We start from the raw sequence: 5,185 nt of genomic DNA, 5'->3' as shown, positions 1-5,185 counted from the left end.
ACTCTATTACGTGCTGACCGACCAGCTCAAGCGGCCGGTCATGATGACCGACCAGGGTCGCAATGTCGTCTGGCAGGCGAGCTATCTGCCCTTCGGCGAGGTACGTAGCATCAGCGGCACCGCGACGCTCAACCAACGCTTCCCCGGCCAGTGGTTCCAGATGGAAACGGGGCTGGCCTACAATTGGCACCGCCATTATGATGCTTCCATCGGGCGCTATCTGCAGCCCGATCCGCTCGGTATGCCGAATGGGCCGTCAAGGTGGGCGTATGTCGGCAACAGCCCGCTGATGAAGGTGGATCCGAGCGGGTTGTATTGGGTTCCAGGTCCAGGAGGGAATCGATGGTGGTGTTGGGGTGGCAATCCCTTGGACTGCGTTTTACGTCCCCCCCGCAGCCAGGGCCACAATCTTGCCCGATGTCGTCGGAACGGCGTACGACGCCTCCGCCTCCGCCGCCAGCTGGGCCGCCGGATGACGACCCTTGTGAGGAACAGCTTGCCGCTGATGAGGCACAGTGCCAATTGCTATCCTCGGGCGTGGTGGCGGGCGCACAACCAAAGCTGGTAGAAATTGGTATGCAGCTTGTATGGCAATAGCCAGTGAAAGATATGCCGCTTGTAGGGCAGGGAAACCCTTGCCGCCGTTTCCAATATGGAAAATGTAGCTATGAAATTTCTATTTCGGGAGAGGCTGGAAGTTTTGAACTCAGATGATTTATTTGAGTTTGGAATAACAAAAATCAATAAAAATAAAAGCGAAGGAGATTTATATGAAACAGAGGCAATCTTCATAAGAAACGGAAAAGTAACATCAAGAATAAAGTTGACTGGATTGAGTGAATTTAAGGTTATAATGAGCTCGTTATCCTATTTTGGGTCAAAATTAAGGGGAATAGCAAAAGACGAATCGATTACTTTTGATTTTAATGGATTAACATTTGACCAATATATACCAATAAACACAAATTTAAGGTTGATTTGGGATGAATGATTTAAAGAAGAGATAAACAACGATTGTAGGGAATTGCGGTGACAGTGCACTTTTATTCTCGATGGTGGACTGTGGTCGAAGAAAATCCCCGATGATTCATCGGCCTCTTGCGAGTGCCAATCCGCCGGCTTCGCCCTCGTCGCTGTCCTTGTCTTCCTCCTCATCGTCTCCGCCATCACCTCGACCTTTGCCTTGACCGCCTGGACGCGGCTCAAGATCGCTTCGAATGAGACCGAAAGCCAGCGGTTCGGCCTGCTCGCCGAAGGCCTGACCAACGTGCTGGCCGCGCGCCTGTCGAGCGCCGGGCCGGACATCGGGTTGCCGCTCAATTTCGAGCCAGTCTCCTGCGTGGTCGGCAATCTGACCGTCGTGACGCGGCTGCAGGGGCATTCGGGCCTGATCGATCTTAACGCCGCCGATCACACTCTGCTTGTCCAGGGTTTCGCCTCGCTCGGTGTCGATCCGGAGATGTCCAACTGGCTTGCGATCGCGGTCGAATATTCGCGCAGCGGCGCCAGCATCTTTGCCGCGGTGGCCACGCAAAAGGTCGAAGTCGTGGGTGGTTTCAAGCATGCACCGTTCGAATCCGTCGCTGAGCTGCAGGACTTTTCCAGGCTGCGCTCGATCTCCTTGCCTGATCTCTACAGCACATTCACGGTCAATTCGCGGCGCGGCGATCTGGTCGTAAGTCGAGCCGGCCCCACGCTGGCCAACTTCGTCAAGGCCGGAACATCGGCAGGTGCAAAGATACCCGAGCAGGCCTTCACGATCGAGGTTTCCGTCAGCCGGCGAGGGTCGGCAATCGTCGGTTCCGCCGGCTATGTCTTCGAAAGCCGTTCGGGCGATCAAGCAAGCCTGCTCCGCACTGCAGCGGTTTTGGGAACGATAGGCGCCAAGACAAGGGGCGTGCCTCACCCAAGGCGGTAGACGTCAGGCGCCGGTCTTGATGTAGCTCTTGTAGATCCAGCCGGTCTTGCCGTTGTAGGTGATCTGGCACCATTTCTTGCAGCTCATCACCTGCACCGAGGTTTTGGCTGGCACCGTACCGATGGCGGCGGCATTTTTCTTCGGGCCGCTTCGCATGGTCACGGCCCTCAGGATGCGTCCTGTTCCGGCGGCTGCGGCTTTCCTTGGCTTCGCCTTGGCCTGGCTGTCATCACCTTCTGCCGCTGGCTCTTGAGCCGGCACTTGCGGTTGCACCTCGGGAATGGCGGCGGTTTGTGCGCCGTCGGGATGGTTGCCCGCGGTTGCGCCGGGCGCGGCTACCTTGGCAAGTTCGGTGGCGGCATCGGTATCGGCTGCCGGCTGCGCGAATGCCGCCGTTTGCTTGTCGGGTGCCTTGTCCGCCACCTGGCTGGGAGCAGTCGAATCGGACGCGGATGCGGCCTTCAGCTGGGAACCGGTCCAGCGTGGGTCATTGGCGGCGAGTGCGGGAATGTTGTCTTGCGCGGCCGCCACAGTTGTTGGAATTGCGTCGGACTTGCGCGCCTGCGGTACGGCTGCCGCAGCGACCGCGGCCCCAACCGGGGTTATTTTCGTCGTCTTCACCGGAACCGTTGGAATGGTCTGTTCGGGGCTCGCTGCCGCTTGCCTGTCGCTGGCCGGCAGCGCCAGCCACAGCGCCACGGCGGCGACGCCAAGCAGTGCGGCGGTGCCGATCGCGGCAATCACCAGATGCGAGTTCGAACGGACTTCCTGCCAGAAGGACGGCCGCATGTCGTATCCGAACTGCATGGCAAAGCGCCGACGTTCCGGCGTACCGAAACTGAAGGGCTCTCTCACTCTTGCCACCTCCATAAGCGGGCCGACGTTCTTTCAATCGGTGCCGGAAGTCCGGCGTCTGATCCGCATCGGTCCCAAAAACAACGCGGGCAGGCCCGCAACAATCCCCGAACAATCGCCCAGAACCGGCAGCTTTCGCCTGCGATTGTGGCATCAGTACGCCAACATAGAGGATTCTGCGCCTTTGCGGGAAATTGCGCAATGCGTCGCACGGGCAACAAATGTTACAACAAATATTACAATATTACATCAGGCCGGCCGGCTAGATCCTGTCGCGCAGCGCAAACCAGTTGAGCGCCAGGAACAGCAGCGGCGTGCGGAAACGCCGGCCGCCAGGGAAAGGCGGGATTTTCAGATCCTCGATCAGCTTCAGCCGGTCGCGGTTGCCGGCAACGGTTTCGGCATAGAGTTTACCGAAGTAGTTCGACAGCATGACGCCGTGGCCGGAATAGCCGCCGGCCGAGATCACATTGGGCATCACTTCGCGCACGAACGGCTTTCTTGGCACCGTGATGCCGACATAGCCGCCCCAGCCATGCGTGATCTCGACATCCCCGAGCGCCGGATAGAGTTCCGCGATCTGGCGGCGGATGTGGATGTGGATATCCCGGGGATCGTTGACGCCATAGACCTCGCGTCCGCCAAACAGCAGCCGTCCGTCCTTCGATTTGCGGAAATAACGCACGACGAAGCGGGAATCGTCGACCGCCTCGCCGCCCGGCAGCACGTCCGAGTGCGTATCCAGAGGCACCGTCGCGCCGATGAACGAACCGATCGGCATGACGTGCGCGGCACTCACCGGCTCGAGCGTGCCCCCATAGGCGTTGACCGCGATCAGGCATTTCTGCGCCGTCACCGTGCCTCTCGGTGTCGAAACCTTGACCTTGCCGCCACTGGAAATGATGCCGGTTGATTGAGTCCCCTCGAACAGCTGCGCGCCTGCAAGCGCTGCCACCCGCGCCGTGCCGATCACCAGCTTCATCGGATGGATGTGCCCTGTGCCGGTGTCGCGCGTGCCGCCGAAATAGGCGGTCGAGCCCAGCCGCTCCGCCGTCTCCCTGGCATCCATGAACGAGATATGCGGGTAGGAAAAACGGCTCGCCATGATCTCGGCATGCGCCTTGTAGTCATCGACATAGCGCGGCTTGTGCGCCACCGAGAGCTGGCCCGGCATATAGTCGATATCGATCTGGTTGGCGGCAGTGAATTCGAGGAGATGCGCCTTCGCCTCTTCGGCAAGATCAAACAGCGCCTTGGCGCGGGACAAGCCGTACTCGGCTTCCAGGTCCTCGGCCCAGACGCGCTGGCCGGTGCCAAGTTGGCCACCATTGCGCCCGGAGGCGCCATCACCGAAGCGATACGCCTCGATCAAAACGACATTGGCGCCCGCCTTGGCCAGATGCGCTGCCGCCGACAGGCCGGTAAAACCGCCGCCGATGACAACGACGTCGCATGTCCGGTCGCCATCCAGCGCCGGGTATTCAGGCCGCGGGCCGGCCGTGTCCTCATACCAGGAACGGCCGGGGGAGATCGGGGATTGGTAGGGCATGATGCTCGCAGGCAGTAGGGCAGTAGGGCAGTAGGGCAGTAGGGCAGTAGGGCAGTAGGTGGGGACTATTCTGGGGACAATTTACGGATCAGAAGCCGCAAGAGCGTTCCGACGCTCTCACTGCGGGCCATCAATGATTCGATCGTCTCGTGCGAGGCGATTCCGACGCGTTGCGCGATCAGCAGATGGGTCTCCAGTTCCTTGAGTGATCCCTGGGCGATCCTGAGAAATTGCTGATAGGAAGCTCGGCTTTCTCGCCCGTAACCTTCGGCAATGTTGGCGGGAACGGAGGTGGCTGCACGGCGTACCTGAGTCGTCAGGCCGTAGAGCTCATCCCTTGGCCAAGCTCTGGTTGTTTCGTAGATCGATACCGCCAGATCCATAGCTTGCTGCCAGACAATTAAATCCCTGTACGATTCAATCTTGGCCGTCATCCTTGCCCTACTGCCCTACTGCCCTACTGCCCTACTCCCCTGCTCCCCTACACATTCAGTAACAAATACTCCCGCTCCCACGGACTGATCACTTCCATGAAGGTCTCGAATTCCGCGCGCTTGATCGCCGCATAGGTCGCGGCGAACGACTTGCCCAGATGAGCGCAGAGTTCCTCGTCGCCCTCGAACAGGTCGACGGCTTCGAGCAGGCCGCGCGGCAGGTCGATCTCGTCGGCATTGGCCGTTGTCAGGACCGGGGGCTCGGCCTTGATCTTGTTGGTGATGCCGATCAGCCCGCAGGCAAGCGATGCCGCCAGCGCCAGATAGGGGTTGGCATCGGAGGACGGGATGCGGTTTTCGACGCGCCGTGCCGCCGGATCCGAACGTGGCACGCGAAACGCCGTGGTGCGGTTGTCATAGCCCCATTTG

The 5,185-nt window shown here is 59.8% G+C and carries 6 protein-coding genes and 1 pseudogene; 3 read left to right on the top strand and 4 right to left on the bottom strand.

Annotated features, from left to right (window positions below):
• From EN925_RS39760 to EN925_RS22510, 3 genes are all read left to right on the top strand, one after another.
• A partial coding sequence (locus tag EN925_RS39760; RefSeq protein WP_281040658.1) for an RHS repeat-associated core domain-containing protein occupies nucleotides 1–568 on the top strand: 568 nt, incomplete at its 5' end.
• Between the two features lie 99 nt (nucleotides 569–667).
• Complete coding sequence (locus EN925_RS22515) at nucleotides 668–991, top strand: hypothetical protein (RefSeq protein ID WP_128336937.1); 324 nt, start codon at nucleotides 668–670, stop codon at nucleotides 989–991.
• Nucleotides 992–1,183: 192 nt separating this feature from the next.
• On the top strand, nucleotides 1,184–1,918 hold the full coding sequence (locus EN925_RS22510; protein ID WP_127369910.1) for a general secretion pathway protein GspK: 735 nt from the start codon (nucleotides 1,184–1,186) through the stop codon (nucleotides 1,916–1,918).
• 3 nt (nucleotides 1,919–1,921) lie between these two features.
• On the opposite strand, the gene EN925_RS22505 is transcribed toward EN925_RS22510, so the two are convergent.
• The 4 genes and pseudogenes from EN925_RS22505 to EN925_RS22490 all read right to left on the bottom strand — a co-directional run.
• Nucleotides 1,922–2,773 carry an SH3 domain-containing protein gene (locus tag EN925_RS22505; RefSeq protein WP_027162286.1) on the bottom strand — a complete coding sequence of 284 codons (852 nt, stop codon included), beginning with the start codon at nucleotides 2,771–2,773 and terminating at the stop codon, nucleotides 1,922–1,924.
• Between the two features lie 262 nt (nucleotides 2,774–3,035).
• On the bottom strand, nucleotides 3,036–4,322 hold the full coding sequence (locus tag EN925_RS22500; RefSeq protein ID WP_127369909.1) for an FAD-binding oxidoreductase: 1,287 nt from the start codon (nucleotides 4,320–4,322) through the stop codon (nucleotides 3,036–3,038).
• A 65-nt stretch (nucleotides 4,323–4,387) separates the two neighbouring features.
• Nucleotides 4,388–4,756, bottom strand: a complete 369-nt coding sequence (locus EN925_RS22495; protein ID WP_064994597.1) for a four helix bundle protein — start codon at nucleotides 4,754–4,756, stop codon at nucleotides 4,388–4,390.
• 47 nt (nucleotides 4,757–4,803) lie between these two features.
• Nucleotides 4,804–5,185: pseudogene (locus tag EN925_RS22490) on the bottom strand (glutamine synthetase); the annotation flags it as partial.

Source organism: Mesorhizobium sp. M7A.F.Ca.US.006.04.2.1 (assembly GCF_004022915.1).
Lineage (GTDB): Bacteria > Pseudomonadota > Alphaproteobacteria > Rhizobiales > Rhizobiaceae > Mesorhizobium > Mesorhizobium ciceri.
This window is presented reverse-complemented; position numbering and strand designations above follow the sequence as displayed.

What these genes read in the sequence shown, in the direction of transcription:
- EN925_RS22515 (WP_128336937.1), top strand. Translation starts at nt 668, where the DNA reads ATGAAATTTCTATTTCGGGAGAGGCTGGAAGTTTTGAACTCAGATGAT.
- EN925_RS22495 (WP_064994597.1), bottom strand. Translation starts at nt 4,756, where the DNA reads ATGACGGCCAAGATTGAATCGTACAGGGATTTAATTGTCTGGCAGCAA.
- EN925_RS22500 (WP_127369909.1), bottom strand. Translation starts at nt 4,322, where the DNA reads ATGCCCTACCAATCCCCGATCTCCCCCGGCCGTTCCTGGTATGAGGAC.